This is a genomic window from Candidatus Thiodiazotropha endolucinida (assembly GCF_001715975.1).
Taxonomy (GTDB): domain Bacteria; phylum Pseudomonadota; class Gammaproteobacteria; order Chromatiales; family Chromatiaceae; genus Thiodiazotropha; species Thiodiazotropha endolucinida.
The window spans coordinates 112,744-129,505 of the sequence record NZ_MARB01000009.1 but is presented as its reverse complement, the minus strand read 5'-3'; the positions used below and the strand labels follow the sequence as shown (position 1 = coordinate 129,505).

Sequence of the window (16,762 nt, the reverse complement as noted above, 5' to 3'; positions counted from 1 at the left end):
CCCTCACAGGATCACCACGAATGTGGCCACGACCAACACGATCAGGTAGCGCGGTTTGGACAATAGCTGATCGACCCGTTCGAGTACTCCACCCACGCGATGGAGGTTTTTCAACAAGGCTTCGCCACCACCTCTCAGTACCAGACGGGATTCAAACCAATACAGAATATTGGCGAGCCATGTCATGAATTTACCGGCCAGTCCGGTACCCTGGCCCACAGCACCCACTTGATCGGTGGAGCTTCTTTTCTGTAACTCTTCCCATTGGGTGAGCGAAGAGACGCTCCTGGTATAGACGGGCAGTCCGATGACACGTGTCACGATCTGCTCATCAAAGAACTGCACATCCTTCGCCAGGGATACTGTAGGGCGCACCAGGAGCGCATCGGACAATGCGTCGAGCCAGAAGCGTTGCAGGGCCGCATTATGTAGCCAGCGCCAGCGTGCCAGCCAGGTCGGTGGCGGTGGTGTGGCGTGATCGATCTGATTGACCAATGCCGGTGATGCGAGGAATTGAAACAAGCGCCATACGGCATGCAGGCTCAGATGCCAGGCGGCCAGGGTAAACCACCCCATACCGCACCAGAAGAACATCAAACCGACCTGGGATGTGGTGGCGAACATGAGGGAGCTTTTAATATCGGATTGAGTCAGTCCGGCAAGCCAGCCGTAGATCACAGTCAGCAATCCAAGGATGGCAATGGTGATCATGATCGCAGGGGCTTGTTCGAGTAGCGGCGCCAGGCGAATCAGCAGAATGACGCCCGCATGCACCATCAAGGAGCTGTAGAAGATGGCGGATGAGGGTGTTGGGCCTTCCAATGCTTGGGATATCCAGGGAGCAAACGGCAGTTGAGCCGATTTGACCAATGCGGCTATCACAAAACCGCTGGCGATCACACCGGCCGTGAGGGTCTCGATGTTTTCAGCTTCACTATTGATCTGTGACCATTCTACTCCCCCGAGCCAGAAGATTGAGAGGGCGATGCCGATGATGAAACCGGTGTCACCGACACGGTTGGTTACAAAAACCCGAACCGCGTTCCTGGTCGCTGTCTGTCGATCGATTGCGTATCCGATGAGTAGATAGGAAGTAACGCCAACAATCTCCCAGCCGACGAAGGCGAGCAGTGCGTTCCCTGCCAAAACGATGAGCTCCATGCCGCCGGCAAACAGGCAGAACAGTATGAAGATGCGCTGGTATCCAGGTTCGCGATGCATGTAGTTGACGGAAAACTTCAACGTCAAAAATACGATCAGTGTCACCACTGTGAGTAGTGAAAGACCGGTCGTATCCAGGCTTAAGCTGATCGGCAGGTGAATCTCGCCGCTATCGAACCAGGTACCTAAAACCAGCTGTCCTGGCGCTCCGTGGACCACTGCTTCAAGTGCCAGGGCCAGCGACAACAGCAAGGAGCCGGCGCCGGCGCCCAGGGCAACCAGTGAAGTCTGCCTTTCGCCCGCCTCACCGCGATTGAAGTTCAGGATGTAGCCGATACCGATCCATCCGGAGGCCAGCCAGGGCAGGAGAGGGATGAGCCACGCGTATTGCTTAAGCATCTACAGCCATCTCCTCCGGGGTCTTGATCAATGCGGGCCGCAATGGTCCTGTTGATCCTGCATACCAGTCAGCCGAGCTGGGCACAGCTGTGATCGCCTTTTCATCGGGTTGCCATGCAACCCAACCCGATTCGGGATCGAACAAGTGGAATTCACCCTTGTCGGGATCCATCGCCACCAACACTACCCAGCCATTCCCCACCAGCTCCTGTAAAGGTGGTTGACGCTGGTAGATCTCTGTCAGTCTTTCGGTACTGGCTTCAACCACCGCCAGGAGGCGCATCGCTTCATGTATCTCGATCATTTGTCGCGGCAGTCCGGTGCGCAGATCGGAGCTGGCGCCTTCCATTATCCCAAGGAAGCCGGTCACGTTGTGCGTGACCTTGGAACCGCAGCCATAGTGCTCATTATCCACTGTTGAGAAGTAATATTCGAGATTGATCCCGGCACCTACCGCACCATTGATCAGCAGATGTCGCTCCAGCACCTCTCCGGTTGGATCATGTGATGCATCGTAGGAGATAAGGAAGGCGCGCCGGTCGAAAAACGCCCCCCGACTGATGGATCGCCGGCCGATGAATGCACAGGCATTGGTGGCATGGCCAAGTTCAGGCCTGACCTGTGAAAAGTCGAGGGAACGGCCGAGGACGTGGTTAAAGGCCTGCTTAGGATTCGGCTGCCTGGGTGCGGAGGCAAGACGCCTGCATCGTTCCTGGGCATGCAGATGGCACGCCTGCTCGCAAGCCTTTGCCAGTTTCTGTTGTGACGGCTGCAGCGCGTCGGGGATTTGGTCGAGGTCGTACCAATCAATGACCTCCCCACAGGTATCGTGTTCCGCACCGATGAACCAGGTGTCCTGTGGGACGACAATTCCGCGTTCGGCTAAAATGGCTCTTACCTCGGGCCGGTTGGCCATACCGGCGACGAGGCGTGCATTCGGGCCGCTGAAGCGTCCGGAACAAGCGCCGCAATTATATGCCGAGTTATGTGGGTTGTTCTGATTACGTGAACCGTGGCCGATAATGGTGACCAATGGAGCGAAACCATTGAGCAGTCCCATGCTCTTCAGCATGGCCTGTACCCGATCCGCCTGTTCAGTATCAGTGAAGCCCGGACGGGGTGATTCAATGGTCGCCTCCGGACTGTCGTTCGGGGCGCTGTACTCAATGCGGGTTGTTACCGGTTTTTCAATGCCCTGTCGAAGATAGCTCAACAACCGACCAAAGGGTCTGGGCGCCAGAATCTTGCCAATCAAAACAGCCAGGGTTGCGGGTGCGGCTATTGCCGTCAACAATCCGGGCAGCAGTGCTCCGCGGCGTGTGTTTTGCAATAGCAGTTGTTGGCCTTTTTTCAGCAGCTGATGGCGACGTTGATGCAATCTGCCGGTTTCCAGGTTGTGCTCTGCCGGTGTTTCTCTGACGTCATGAACCGGGATCACAGGCGTGGGGATGACCGGTGCCTGGGGTCCGGCACAGCTGTCATCCAGGCCCCGCCAGTTATGCGGTACGCTGAAGTGTGCCGCAGTACCCAGGGTCTCCACCTCCGGATAGAGCTCCTCGAGATGCCTGCGAGTTCCCTCTTCACGGTCATCCATGCAGAAGATCACTTGTGCGGCAGGCCTATCTTCCCGATCCGGCCAGGCACCCCGTTCACGGTTTTTTGCCAGTGCGTTGAGGATCTGGTCCCGATACTGTTTTTCGTAGGCCCGGAGCCAGATGAAACCCATGCGGTCTTCATCGAGTGCGTCAACCGTCTCGAAGATTGCCAGGATATGTTCGTAGGTGAGGCAGCGTACTTCGTCACCGCACCAGCCGAGTTGCTGCATCAGCTGGAAAAGGGGCCAGGCACCCTGGCAAAGTGTCGGTTGAGTGTTGTTCTCGTAACTGCCGCTGCTTTGACGCCAGGTCCAGATCAATTGGGCAAGGTGTTGCCAGCGTGCCGCGTTATCACCCCCATCCGTGTCGGCGGGCGCATGCACGGCACGCTGGGCACGGCTGGCCAGATATTCCGGTAATCGGCTGTTGAAGAGCGCTTCACGGACGGTGAATTCGTCGGCCTGATGGTGAAAATACCAACGCAACATATCGATACTGGATTCGATATTGAACAGGCGTGCGCAGAGATTGTGGGCGTAGATTCTCTCCAGGATCAACCGTACTGCGAGATAATCGAGCATATCGATACGGGCGGAGAGTGATTCATAACCTGGATGAAAGTGACGCCAGAGTACCATGCCGGACCAACCGGGCAGTTCCAATGCCAATCGCTCCAGGTAACCCGTCCACTGGTCCCTTGCCAATCCCAGTCGATGCAGCTCGCTGATAATGGTTTCCAGCGGATCACTTTGAAGCAGTTCAAGATGTTGCTGCCATCCCTCGATGTTTCGCAATTGCCAGTCGAGATCCAGTTCCACCCGTTCGCACCAGTAGTGATAAAAACCTTTGGATGGGGAGAGGGGGCGCCAGCTAGCCACTCCCTGATCGAGAAAACTCGAGAGGTCTCTGATCAACTGCGGACGTAAATCATCCAGCAGATCATGACCGGTTGTGGCCAATAAAAGATCCCTCATGGTCATGTCACGGCCCAAACGTTCGAGCAGCATGTCGAAGCGATCGGTGGCCGTCTGCTGCATCAGTTGGGTGGTTGTATTGGGGCTGTCCCCCCCGCTGTTTGCCACATCGAGCATGTCATGCAGCAGTGTTTCGGCCTGCTCCGGGGCTAAATCGAGCAACTCCTCCGGGTGAGTGGATTCATGCTCCAGGTGGAGGACCTGGAGGCAGGCGTCCCACAGGTCGCTCACTGCAGCCGATTCCGTTGTCAATCCGCTCTCTTGAGCATTGCTCAGCAGACGATTTCGGCTTGTTTTGGGAAGATCGGGCCGGAGCCGTTCAAGGACACGATTCTCCTCTATCTGCCAGTTGAGTTGGCCGCCGGATACAGGCTGATAGGGCATGCTCATCACCGCAACGATGATGTCGCCTCGACTGAGTGATGCGTGGGCCGTATCGGCCAAGCGTGTTTGCGGTTCCAGATCTCTCTCTAACTCGACACAACTGATCAGGTCTTCGGGGGATATCCGACCCTGGTAATAGTAATCACGATACTTTTCCAGCGGCAGGAAACCACGGGCGCCGGTTATGCGGCGGGTGGTGGCGAGGGCCTCCTGGAAGGGCAGGTGCTGAAAGCCATGCAGGGTATTGTGGTGAACGAAGTCCCGAATCGGTGCCTGACTGGGAAGTATATGCTGCAGGTGTTCGATCGCCTCTCTGATCTGCTCCCGGATATCGCTGTGCTTGGTGTGGCTCTGATTCATATAGGCACCCCTACAATGAGAACAGGCTTGAAAGTTGGACCGCGGAGGCATTCACCAGGTTGAGCACTGGACCGGGCATGAATCCAAGCAGCAGGGTGCCAGCCGCCAAGGTGCCAGCCGCCAGCAGCTCGGTGGGGCGTAGATCCTCCACATTCTGCATGCCGGGGCGAACCGGTCCGGTAAATAGCTGACTGATGGTGCGCACTGCATAGGCGGCGCTGAGAAGTACACCGATGGTCAACAGGGCGGCGACCCATCCCCAGCGGGCGAATCCGCCAATCAAGGCGTTGAGCTCTGCAATGAATCCAGCCGTACCGGGGAGTGAGACAGCGGCAATAAAGGCAAGAGTGGTGAAAAATGCGAACCTTGGCATCACCCTCACAAGCGAGCTGTAGTCGGTCACTTCACGCGTGCGGGTCCGTTCGTAGAGCAAGCCGATCAAGAGGAACAGCGAACCCGCCACCAGTCCGTGGGCGACCATCTGCATCAAGGCACCGTGCAGACCGGCCAGGTTGAGTGCTGCAATCCCGAGTAGAACGACCCCCATATGGCTCACGGATGAGTAGGCGATCATCGCTTTCAGATCGCTGTGCCTCCAGGCCAATAATCCACCGTAGATTAGGCTGACAAAGGCGAGTGTGGCAAGAATATCCTGAAGTGCGAGCACCGCATCCGGCAGCATACCCGCAGCGCGAATCAGTCCGTATGAACCCATTTTCAACAGAATGCCCGATAGCAGTATAGAGATTGGGCTCGGCGCCTCGACATGGGCCAGTGGGAGCCAGCCGTGGAGGGGGAAGATTGGCATCTTTACCCCGAAACCGACCAGAAAACCGAGAAAAATCAATATCTGGGTGTGCTGCGGCAGGGTACGTCCGCTCTCAGCCATTGCGGACATGGAGAAGCTGTGACCCGGTACGGCATCGAACAACACCAGCAGGCTTATCAGCATGAATACCGAGCCGCCCATGGTGTAGAGGACGAAATTCAGCGCCGCGCCGTGGCGGTTTTTTCCCCCCCAGCGGTCGATGAGAAAGAACAACGGGATCAGGGTCAACTCCCAAAATACGTAAAACAGCGACCAGTCCTGCGCCATGAAGACACCGAGCATCGCCGATTCCAGCAGAAGTACCAGAATATAGTAGCCCTTGACTCTCTCGCTAATGGCTGTAGAGGCGAGAAGCGCCACCAGGCTCAACAGGGTAGCCAGCAGCACCATGGGATAGGAGAAGCCGTCCAGACCCAGCGCAAAGGAGGTGCCGAGGCGGGTGTTCCACTCTGTCTGATGAAAAAACTGCAAGCCTGCCTGGTCGTAATCGAAGTCGCCGATATAGACCCAAGAAAGCGCGAAGGTCATCGCCGATGCAAATAGGGCGGTTGCACGTATGGCCCAGCTCGCATCACGGGGCAGGAAAGTGATAGCGAGTGCACCAACGAATGGTGTCAGGAGAAGATAACTCAGATCGGGCATATGACTATAGATACCTGACGTGTTAGCACGTCAGGGTATCTTGAAACCGCGTCATGATGTCATTCCTTGCCGACGCCGATTGGAGAACGCAGAGGGCAATTCTCTCTGTCGTAGGAGTCACCCAACTGGTTCCAGACATAGTTCAGCGCCAGACCGATGCGAGAATAGAAGGTGTCGTCACCCATCTTATCCTTCAACCCTGTACGTCGAATCGTGTCCATGAACTGTTTCTTCATGCGCGCGATTACGAGGTGGATTCCCTGTGCCTGCAGCCGTTCCCACAAGTGGTGCAGGACTTCCTCTCCGGTGGCGTCGATCTGATTGATGGCTTCACCATCCAGAATGATGTATTTCAACTCCGGATTGGCGGCAACCACGCCAAGTATCTTGGTTTCGAAATAGCCCGCGCTGGCGAAATAGAGTGACCCGTCGAATCGTACTACGGAGATCACCGGGCTGGTCGGCAGATGACGTACCCGGATATCGCGCATGGTGCCGTCTTTGTATCGGGAGAGCTGGGCGAAGCGGGGCCGCATGGTGCGCCATAGGAAGAGTCCCAGCGAGAGGAGTACGCCGATGATAATGCCCTTGTCGAGATGGGGTGCGAAAATCAGGGTCAGGACAAAGGTGATGACCGCAACGATCGCGTCATGGGGCTGCGCCTTCCAGGCGTGGATGATCGGATCGATCTTGATCAGATTGATGACCGCCATGATGATCACGGCTGCCAGGGTGGCCTGCGGCAGGTGATAGAGCAGCGGGGTCAGGAAGATCAAGGTGATCATCACCACCAGGCCGGTGACGATCGAGGAGAACCCGGTGATTGCACCCGCATTGATATTAACTGCGGAACGGGAAAACGAGCCTGAGACCGGATAACCGGAGAACACGCTGGCCACTACATTGGAGAGCCCTTGTCCGATGAGCTCCTGATTGGCGTTCAGGCGTTGGCGGGTCCGGGCGGCCATCGCCTTGGCAATGGAGATAGCCTCCATAAAGCCGATCAGAGAGATGGTGATAGCCGCGGGAATCAGTTGCCAGACTGTCTTAACGTCAAAAATCGGCAGTGACAAGGCAGGCAGGCCTTTGGGTATGTCGCCTACCACTCTACCGCCGGCTTCATTGAATCCGGCGAGCCAGGCGATCAGGGTGGTAACGACAACCGCGATCAGGACACCGGGAAAGTTGGGGGCGTAGCGGCGGATACCCCACATTATGGCAAATGCCAGAATCGCCATCCCCAAGGTTGAGACGTGGGTATTCTCCATGGCCGCCAAGACGGTGTTCCATACGGTCTCGTAGTGATGGGCCTCTCGTTCCACGGAGACGCCAAAAACTTTGCCCAGTTGGGAGGTCGCGATAATCAGGGCGCCGGCGTTTGTGAAGCCGACCACTACAGGGTGAGAGAGGAAGTCAACCAGTACGCCGAGCTTGAACAGGCCGAGAAACATCTGAAATATACCGACCATGAAGGCCAACAGCACAGCATAGGCCAGATAGGTGTCGGGGGAGGTGGCAATGGGTTCAAGGGCTGCCGCAGTCATCAGCGACACCACGGCTACCGGGCCGGTTGCCAATTGCCGCGACGAGCCGAAAAAGGCAGCGACCATGGGTGGGAGAAACGAGGCGTAGAGACCGTAGTAGACCGGAAGACCGGCAAGTTGGGCATAGGCCATCGATTGAGGCACCAGCACCAGGGCGACGGTAATACCTGCGATAATATCGGCCCTGACCGTCTCTCTGTCCTTAATCTCTCCGATCCAGCTCAGAAATGGGATGAATGCCCCTTTCCAGCCTGCCATCAGACTCTGTATATGCTCCCACATGATCGTTTTCACCTAATGGAGTTAGGTGCTTACCGGTTGCTCTTAACGACTTATCTGCGACGAATTGGATTGCGGCAATGCAGCTGCTTGGACGCCGCCGAGACCTCGTTTTTGCGGGTCTACGGAAGTATGACCGAACTTCTTAGTAAGCTATGTTTTTATACCTGGATCATCGACTCAGGCCCCATCTCAGACCGTGCTGACGGTCTATATTAAGACCTGCTAATACTATAGGATATCCTTTACAATTGAAAGTGGAATCACACTTTTGTCCCATCGTGCAACTTTGATACAAGTTCTACGATGCGTTGCGGGCAGATTTTTGCATTGCCGCATAAACAGTCTTCTTCCACACTTTTCAGCACCGATGCTAGCTTGTCGTTTTCAGGTTTGGAAAGGTTGACGACCTGTCCGCTTGAGTCATTCAGGCCGCGGAGGGTCAATTGGTGTGATTGCTTATTGATCAGGCAATGAATTGTCGCAATAAGCCGCTCTTTTTGTTGCGATTCGGTATCGATGGGAACTTGAACGGTAAAGCCGCGCGCGCCGTCCCGATGGGACAGCAACTCACACATCTCACAGTGAATACGATATTCACTGATGCGCATTTGCTATTTCCTCCACCTGCGCAGCGCTGACAGCTGAGCTTTGCAAGCCGATGGCCATGATTCTTGAATGCAATATTGACCTTACTCTAACTATAACCCTTTATCGGCCGCCTTGCAGAGATCAGCCCTATTTTGGCGCTAGCCAATAAATGAGTGCGCAACTAACGAGCGACAAATGTTTCAGGGACCTGGGGAGGAGGTTGTGGCTCCCGCTGCAATCTCTTCATCGGTTTCGTCATGCAGTTTTCCGATCAGATTGAAGTCATCGAGAATACAGTAGACGGCGGGGACCAGAAACAGCGCCACCAGGGTCGCGGCCGTCAGGCCAAAGGCGATGCTGGCGGCGAGGGGAATCAGGATCTGCGCCTGCAGGCTCTTTTCCAGCAGTAGGGGGGACAATCCTGCAATGGTACTGATCGATGTTAACAGGATTGGTCTGAACCGCGCCCGACCTGCCTGTTTGGCGGCCACGACAACGGGTATCCCCGCGGCGCGGTGGTCACGGATAAAGACCACCAGCAGGATCGAATCATTGACGACCACGCCAAACAGGGAGGCCATGCCGACGATACTGGGCATGGTCAGATCGAGCCCCAGGGCCATGTGGCCGAAAATCACACCGATCAATGCCGACGGGATCACTATCATCACTGTGATGGGAGCGAGATAGCCTTTGAATTGCAGCGCCAGCAACATATAGACACCGACCAGTCCGAGCAAGACATTGCGCACGATAGACTGGCCCGTCTTCGCCGACTCCTTGCTCTCTCCCTGGATATCGAATTGGATATCGGGGTAGCGCTCCAGGAGTTCGGGAATGAAACTGCTCTTGGCCAATGCCAACAGCTCCTGCGCATTGGCCTTGCTGCGGTCCACGTCGCCCTGCAGGGTGACGGTCCGTTGCCGGTTGACCCGATTGATACGGGCCCAGCCTCTGACCTCCTCGATATCGGCTACCACGGAGAGGGGGATGAGGGAGCCGCCGGGGCCGGTGATGCTGAGATTGTAGAGATCTTCCGCGTCTGTGCGGTCATCCGCGATCAGCCTGAGATTGACTTCGTAGGTCTCGGGTCCGACGGGAAACTCGTCGATCTTGATACCCTGATAGGAGGCCCGGACCTGTTCCGCAACCTGTTGTGCATTGAGTCCCAATACACCCGCTCCCGGCTTTAAATGGAGCCGGTATTCCCGTTTTCCGGGACGCAGATCATCACTCAGATCATTCACCCCCTGGTGGGCGTTGAGCCAGTCCTGCAGTTCGTTGGAAGCCTGTTTCAGACGCGCCAGGTCATACCCCATCAAACGCAGATCGATGGGGCGCCCGCCCGGGCCGAAGGTGGGTTCGGTGAATTTCACCGAAATCACGTCGGTGAGCACGCCCGTCTCATGGCGCCAGCGGTTGATCACGTCATCCAGTTTTGCGTTTCTGATCTCGGCGCTGAGCAGGTCGGCAACCACACGGGCGACATGGGGGCCGGTTTCATAGGCGTCCGGGTTCTGACCATAGATGACAGTGATGTTCTCCACCAGCGGCTGCTGCTCCGGCTGCTGTTGCAGGAACGCCTGGTTGGTGCGCTGCAGTGCAGTAGTTATCTCGTGCACGATGGATTCAGTGTGTGCCAGGGGTGTCCCCTGGGGCAGCAGGACCCGGGCCTCGATGACATCGCCGTCAAGGTCGGGAAATCCGACGAACTTCAGTTTTCCGCCCACCGGCATGGCCACGGCGAGGATAAGCAGCATCAGCACGATACCGAGGGTCATATAGCGATACTCGATGGCGCGGTCCAGCAGGGGGCCGAAGAATGCTTCTCGAAGGTGGTCAAAGCCGGTTTCAAACCGTTCCCTGAAGCGGGAGACCCGCTTGCGATTCATGTGCGCCAGGGAGTGGCTTAAATGGTGCGGCAGAATCAGGAAGGCCTCCAGCAGACTGACACTGATGACCATGATCAAGACCATCGGCATGATGCGCAGGATTTGACCGATATCCCCTGTGATAAAGGCAAGGGAGCCGAACACCAGCAGTGTGGTGGCAAAAGAGGAGGCGATGCCGGGCAATACCTGGCGCACACCGGTGATTGCGGCTTGCAGCGGTTTATCACCCTTGGCCATACGCGAGGCGATATTCTCGGCGATGACGATCGCATCATCCATCAACAGACCAATGCCGATCAACAGTCCTACCATGGAGATCATATTGATGGTGACGCCGATGACCGGCAGGATGAAGAGGGCGCCGAGAAAGGAGACCGGCAGACCCATGGTTACCCAGAAACTGTAACGGAAGCTGAAAAACAGCCAGAGTACGAAAAACACCGCCACAAGACCCTGGGCACCGTTGCGCACCAGCATATCGAGCCGATCCTGAACCACCGAGGCGCGGTCCTGGGTCAGCGTCAGCTGGAGACCTTCCGGGGCGGTCAGGTTTTCCCTCGCCACGAACGTCTCCACCCTGGCGAGGACGTTTAGAATATCCTGTGAACGGGTCTTGGCAATATTGAGAACGGCCGCACGCTGGCCATTGAAGCTGATCTTCTCCTCGTCACGATCGAAGCGATCGGTGATGCGCGCGATATCGCCGAGCCGGATAGTGGCGCCGCTGCTGCCGGAGATCACCACCAGGTCATAAAAATCATCCACCTGCTTGCGTTGATCGTCGAAGCGCAACAGGATCTCTTCCCTGTCTCCTTCCAGGCGTCCGGCTGGGGTGCTGATGCTGTGCCGGCCGATGGCGTTGGCCACATCCTGTGCAGACAGGCCATATTGCCGAAGTCGCCAGGCAGGAATTTCAATCCGTATATGGTGATCCGAGAAGCCGTTGATAGTGACCTCGGCGATCTTCTCTTGTGTCAGCAGTTTGGACTTGAGGTGTTCCGCATAGGCCTTCAAGGCCACCGGGTCGTCCGGACCGGTTACCGCTATGGAGATCACCGCGTCGGTTCGGCCCAACTCCTCGATCACCGGCAGCTCGGTCTCGGCAGGGAAGTCATCGATGGCGTCGATCTCCGCATTCACATCATCGAGGAAGCGGGTCATCTGCGCCCCTTCCAGCATCACCGCGGTGGCCACGCCCAGGCCCTCGCGTGATTCACAGGTCATCTCATCCAGGCTGCTGATCCCCTCCAGGGCATCCTCCAGGCGGCGGCAGACGGCATCCTCGACCTCATCCGCGGTTGCCCCTTTAGTAGACGACCCGGACCTCGACTTTGTCGTTCTGGATCTCCGGCAGGGTTTCCCGCTGCAGACCGGGCAGGGCGGTCAGGCCGAGAATCATGATCGACGCCATCAGCAGGTTGGCGGCGGTGGGATGCCGGGCAAACCAGTCGATCATTGTTCACCCTTCGCGGCGGCAGTAAGCGCCTCTTCGATCTCTGTGTCCGTCTTTGTTTCGAGCCGCATACCACTGACGGCAGGCACCAGGTCGGAAACGATGATCTTCTGGCCGGCGGTTACGCCGGATGCGATGATGCTGATCTCTCCCTGACTGAACAGCAGATCCACCGGCTGACGGCGCAGGCGATTCTCCTCATCGGCCAGGTAGACGACGCCATCCCTGATTGCGGAACGGGGTATGACGATACGTTCGGGTTGCGGTTTTCCCTGCAACAGAACCTGCACGAACATCCCTTTCGAGAGGGGCGGGCGGATACCCGGTTCGATCTTCTCGAAGGGTCTGTCGACGGCGACCACAACACCCATGGTGCGGGTCTCCGGATCCACGTTGTCACTGAATCGTACGAACTCAGCCTCCCACTCGGCGATAGTCGTACCCAGATCGAGCCTGACCCGGGGTTTCAGCGCGACGAAGTCCGCAAGATTACCCTCCAGGATATCGGTGGTGATATCCCGCCGCTCGCGACCGATAAAGAGTCGACGCAGGGATGCCATGGGGAATCGCGCGATGATCTCGACCCGATCCACCGCATCCCCGGCAAGCAGGGTCTCCCCCTTGCCGACATATTGGTCGACCTCGATACTCATGTTGGCAACCCGCAAATTGAATGGTGCGAGCAGGCGGGTATTCTGCAGGTCCCGCTCGGCCTGGGTCCGCTTGGCCGCCAGGACCTTGCGCTTGGTGGGTATCAACGCCAGGGTGTTTTTGACATTCTGTACCGCATTCCGACTGGCAAGCAGGTTGCGTTCGGTGTCATCCACGGCGCTCTGGGATGCGGTGCCTTTTTTTGCCAGTTTGCTGACCCGTTGAAACTCCCGTTGCGCAATGCCCAGACTGCGCTCTTCGATCGACAGCGAGGCCTTGGCATTCGATGCCTCCACCTCCAATTCGGCCAGTTCCGCCTCGGCCTGGGCCAGGTTGAGCTGATAATCGGCGGGATCGATCTGCACCAGCAGACTGCCTTCGCTGATGATTTCACCGTCTCTGAGTCGTGGATGGATATCAACGATGCGGCCTGCCACCTGCGCCACCGCGTTCCAGACCCGAGCGGGCTGCACGGTACCATACCCTTCCGCCACCGGAACCAGTTCGAGCTGGCGGGCCTCCACGGTGCGTACCAGTTTGGTGGGTTCGCCTCGCTCCACCTTCAGTGGTGGCTGTCTGTTGCCGGCCATCACCATCAGTACCAGGATACCCAGTGCGATGGGGGGCAGGATCAGCAATTTGCGCCAATGGGGATGGTTATCAAGCATAGTGAGTGGGTACCATGGTGAACGGGTCAATAGACACGATGCCGGGCACGCAATCTATAGAACCGAGATATTGTGATACTGAAACCTGGCCAAGCAATGATTTCAGTAACGCATCGACCCAGCGGGGAAAACCGGTCTATTCCGGGCAGGGCAACAGCCTAATGATCTCACTCTCAAAGAGCGGAAGCAATTGGGCATACAGTAGAGCGATGGGCCCTACTTCAGGGTGCGGTCAGCGAGCTGTATCATGTCAGGGATGTGGGAGATCAACATGCCGATCACCGCCAGCACGACAACCAATGTGATCCCCCCCACCAGGTTGACAAGGATGTTCTTGGAAGAGTTGTGATCAGCCAGGGCGTGGGCGACTTCCGACATATTGACCAAACCCTGGAGATTGTCATTGCGGTAGACCAGGAGACGGCGGCAGCGATTGCGGCGCATCAGCTTGATGGCATAGGCGCAGGAACTGTCGGAGGAGACGGAGATCAGGTTGCGGGTACAGACCTCGCCCAAATTTAGTGCATCCGCATCCTTGCCCGCACCAACAACGCGCGTCAACAGGTCACGCTCGGTGAACAGTCCGATAACCTCACCATTTTCGGTAACCACAAGTGAACCGAGTCCGCATTCCGCCATATAGGCTGCCGCGGTCTGTATATCGGTGTCGCTTTCAAGGGAAGCGACAGATTCCGAGATCAACGTGCTCAAGTTACATGCCATGTATGCGGCCCTGTTGTTATAGTGACTGTTGACAGCCTTCTGTCTGTAGTCGATGAAACTGTTTTTTGCAAATTCCGCGCCAGCGATAGTAAACATTCCCAGTTCGGATCGATGTTCTGAAAAAGAGCAAGCGCAGGAAGAGGGAGAAAAGACGCGAACATGGCGTTTCAGTCATATCGACCATGGGAAGGAGTGCCGGTGAAACCGGCATCCCGTGTGCTGCGGCTTTTTAGGATTTCCTGTGCAGGTGTTAACAGGCCCTAGCTAAATTCTCATTCTCTGGATTTAAATCGCCTGGAGCTTTTTAGCGCGTTCTTATAAAAACGACCCAGTGCCCTGTCATTGTATCGCCGTTCTGCAAGAGACTCGTTGTTGCGTATCTGTTCTGACAGTAATTTATGGTAGTTATCGAGACGACGCTGCTCAAGCCTGCCTGCTTTAATCTGCTCGATAACGGCGCATCCGGGTTCGGTCGTATGGCGGCAATTCTTATATCGGCACTTTTTCGCCAGACTATCGATATCTGAAAATGCGGTTTTTATGCCTTCTTCAGTATCGATCATCTGTAATTCCCTCATGCCCGGGTTGTCGAGCAGTAGCCCGCCTCCGGGTAAGCAATGCAGACTTCTGGATGTCGTAGTATGACGTCCTTTACTGTCGCTTTCGCGAACAGCGGCTGTAGTCTGGTCTTGATTCCCTTTCAGACTATTGATGATGGTTGATTTGCCAACGCCGGATGAACCGAGCAATGCCACTGTTTGCCCAGGCTCAATCCATTTTTTCAACGCACAGAGACTCGGGGCGTCTGTGGCATTCACCATCTCGACTTGCAGGTTCGGGTGGTCATGCGATATGGCCTCGAAATAGGGCCTGGTATCAGAACACAAATCAATTTTTGTCAACACCACTACACAGTGAATATTGGACTCGGCAGCGATGGATAAATAGCGCTCTATCCTGTTGATGCTGAATTCATCATTGCATGAGGTGACGATGAATACGGTATCTATATTTGATGCTATGAGTTGAACTGATGATTCTCTTCCCGCGCTTCTACGCTTGATAAGCGATTTGCGCTCAAGTATCCGAAGCGGTTGAAAATCCAGGTCGACCAACAACCAATCCCCAATTGCAGGGCGTCCTTCGGGCGGTTCGTCTCGCCAGTAATAGGTGGATAATTGGAGGTTCTTTTGTTGATTCTCGCTATCCAGGCCAACACACTCAATGAGGTTGCGTTGTACGGCAACAACACGAAATGGAAGTTGTGATTCAAGTGATTTCAGATCGAGCTGAGACTGAAAATAATGACTCCAGCCCAAGTCAACAAGGTTGTGAATTTGCATTGTTGTTATCCCAAAATAATGCATGACGAAACAGCACGTGCCAATGTTGACATGCTGATACTATTGGGATTCATTTGAATCCCGGCATACAGGCCGGGCAATGAGAGGAGAGCTGAGCGTGGGAGTTCCTGTCAGGAACTGTTTCGAATGCGCGTCTAACCCTTAATGCTGGCCTGCAAATAGTGGATAACAATCATCTAAACGCCTCCTTCCGGTTTTATCCAAGTGTCATTCGAGTATAACACTTTCGAGGATACGGTAATAATATTCATTTAATATTTCTCACGTAACGGCTGAGCGGCTGCGAGTTCGACAGCTTCCCCGACGCACGTCAGGGGCCAGCGGCGGTCATCCTGGTCGCGGTACAATTCATCGTTGATGTCGAAGAACAGGATCCGTCCGCCGAGTCCGCGCTTGCGAAGGGTACTCAACTCCTCGAAGAGCACCTGACTGTAATTCGTCTCGACGATAATGGCCTGGGCAAGGTCGATCGCGGCAGTGAAGACGTAGAACCACATATTCATCTCCCGGACCGGAAACACGCCATCGGGTGGCATCTTCTGTTCGGGCACCTCGACACACAGGGGCTGTGGCGGTGGATCAGGACGGCACTCAGGCCAGAGCAGCATGGTGTAGTATCCGGCCCGATCCAGTCGGGCGGTCAACCTGCCGATTCTGGGCATGAAGTTTTCAGCCTTCCAGGTGAGAAGCTCACGTGCTTTTCCCAGATCGACTTCTTCGTCTTCAGTGATCTTCAGAAAGAACTTCTCGTCAAACTGCCGGGACCAGAGAACGAGGCAAAACGGGTGCTCGAATTTGGTGCGGAGCGTCTGGGCATAACGACGTGCCTCTGCGGTGCACCAGTTTCCTTCCAGACCCGCCGACGCGTCGATTTTAAGCATCTGCTGACTGGCACTCATCACTGCTTGCTGTAAATCTTCCCTGCGTGCCTGGTAGCCTTTTAACCACTTTTCGTAGAGATCATCACTCATAACGACACTTTATGTCCGTTGTCGTGTGCCCTATTGAACTTTCTTATATTTAGTGAAATTGTATTTGTTCTCCAGTTCAGCCCTTTCTTTATCTGAAACCGAAAAGTAGTATTTTTTCCATCCGGGGCAAAAATTAATATGCCAACGCCAAAGCCTGCCCGCTATGGATTTAGGATTATCGTCATATTTCTTTCTTAATTTGCAGTTTTCACAACTCTGCTCTGGCATGTCCTTTCTCCTTTATTGCAGGTTGAAGTTATGAGGGGATGTTTCGGGGCGCCA

12 protein-coding genes are annotated in these 16,762 nt (G+C 55.7%); all 12 read right to left on the bottom strand.

Going from position 1 to position 16,762, the window contains the following annotated elements; all coding sequences use genetic code 11:
- Positions 1–3 precede the first annotated feature (3 nt).
- The 12 genes from CODIS_RS09490 to CODIS_RS09440 all read right to left on the bottom strand — a co-directional run bounded on the left by CODIS_RS09490 (position 4) and on the right by CODIS_RS09440 (position 16,708).
- Positions 4–1,560: a proton-conducting transporter transmembrane domain-containing protein gene (locus CODIS_RS09490; protein WP_069124443.1), complete on the bottom strand. Its 1,557-nt coding sequence runs from the start codon at positions 1,558–1,560 to the stop codon at positions 4–6.
- The gene (locus CODIS_RS09485; protein WP_069124436.1) at positions 1,553–4,873 is read right to left on the bottom strand and encodes a DUF2309 domain-containing protein; all 3,321 of its coding nucleotides are present in this window, start codon (positions 4,871–4,873) and stop codon (positions 1,553–1,555) included. The genes CODIS_RS09490 and CODIS_RS09485 overlap by 8 nt, the downstream gene beginning before the upstream one ends.
- 10 nt (positions 4,874–4,883) lie before the next feature.
- Positions 4,884–6,344 carry a complex I subunit 4 family protein gene (locus tag CODIS_RS09480; RefSeq protein WP_069124434.1) on the bottom strand — a complete coding sequence of 487 codons (1,461 nt, stop codon included), beginning with the start codon at positions 6,342–6,344 and terminating at the stop codon, positions 4,884–4,886.
- A 59-nt stretch (positions 6,345–6,403) separates the two neighbouring features.
- On the bottom strand, positions 6,404–8,170 hold the full coding sequence (locus CODIS_RS09475) for a SulP family inorganic anion transporter (RefSeq protein ID WP_235615184.1): 1,767 nt from the start codon (positions 8,168–8,170) through the stop codon (positions 6,404–6,406).
- Between the two features lie 260 nt (positions 8,171–8,430).
- A complete protein-coding gene (locus tag CODIS_RS09470) occupies positions 8,431–8,778 on the bottom strand; it encodes a hypothetical protein (RefSeq protein WP_069124432.1) in 348 nt (115 codons plus the stop codon).
- Positions 8,779–8,958: 180 nt separating this feature from the next.
- Positions 8,959–11,901 (bottom strand): efflux RND transporter permease subunit, encoded by a 2,943-nt coding sequence (locus CODIS_RS09465; protein ID WP_235615188.1) that lies wholly within the window; start codon positions 11,899–11,901, stop codon positions 8,959–8,961.
- A gap of 55 nt (positions 11,902–11,956) precedes the next feature.
- On the bottom strand, positions 11,957–12,106 hold the full coding sequence (locus tag CODIS_RS21380; RefSeq protein ID WP_235615183.1) for a hypothetical protein: 150 nt from the start codon (positions 12,104–12,106) through the stop codon (positions 11,957–11,959).
- Positions 12,103–13,422: an efflux RND transporter periplasmic adaptor subunit gene (locus CODIS_RS09460; RefSeq protein WP_069124429.1), complete on the bottom strand. Its 1,320-nt coding sequence runs from the start codon at positions 13,420–13,422 to the stop codon at positions 12,103–12,105. Before CODIS_RS09460 ends, CODIS_RS21380 begins: the two co-directional genes overlap by 4 nt.
- Positions 13,423–13,638: 216 nt before the next feature.
- Positions 13,639–14,241 carry a CBS domain-containing protein gene (locus CODIS_RS09455; RefSeq protein ID WP_069124426.1) on the bottom strand — a complete coding sequence of 201 codons (603 nt, stop codon included), beginning with the start codon at positions 14,239–14,241 and terminating at the stop codon, positions 13,639–13,641.
- A 176-nt stretch (positions 14,242–14,417) separates the two neighbouring features.
- Positions 14,418–15,488 carry a ribosome small subunit-dependent GTPase A gene (gene rsgA / locus CODIS_RS09450; protein WP_069124424.1) on the bottom strand — a complete coding sequence of 357 codons (1,071 nt, stop codon included), beginning with the start codon at positions 15,486–15,488 and terminating at the stop codon, positions 14,418–14,420.
- 272 nt (positions 15,489–15,760) lie between these two features.
- A complete protein-coding gene (locus CODIS_RS09445) occupies positions 15,761–16,480 on the bottom strand; it encodes a hypothetical protein (protein ID WP_069124422.1) in 720 nt (239 codons plus the stop codon).
- A 30-nt stretch (positions 16,481–16,510) separates the two neighbouring features.
- A complete protein-coding gene (locus CODIS_RS09440; RefSeq protein ID WP_069124419.1) occupies positions 16,511–16,708 on the bottom strand; it encodes a hypothetical protein in 198 nt (65 codons plus the stop codon).
- Between the last annotated feature and the right edge of the window lie 54 nt (positions 16,709–16,762).